This is a genomic window from Xenorhabdus entomophaga (assembly GCF_037996725.1).
Lineage (GTDB): Bacteria > Pseudomonadota > Gammaproteobacteria > Enterobacterales > Enterobacteriaceae > Xenorhabdus > Xenorhabdus khoisanae.
Genome location: NZ_JBBMXH010000570.1, coordinates 1 through 216 on the forward strand (window position 1 = coordinate 1; position 216 = coordinate 216).

Below are 216 nucleotides of genomic sequence, written 5' to 3' on the forward strand. Positions count from 1 at the left end.
AAGAAGCTTGCTTCTTTGCCGGCGAGCGGCGGACGGGTGAGTAATGTCTGGGGATCTGCCCGATGGAGGGGGATAACCACTGGAAACGGTGGCTAATACCGCATGACCTCTGGGGAGCAAAGTGGGGGACCTTCGGGCCTCACGCCATCGGATGAACCCAGATGGGATTAGCTAGTAGGCGGGGTAACGGCCCACCTAGGCGACGATCCCTAGCTG

1 rRNA gene is annotated in these 216 nt (G+C 60.2%); it reads left to right on the forward strand.

Going from position 1 to position 216, the window contains the following annotated elements:
- Nucleotides 1–216: ribosomal RNA gene (locus AAC854_RS24935) — 16S ribosomal RNA — on the forward strand; the annotation flags it as partial.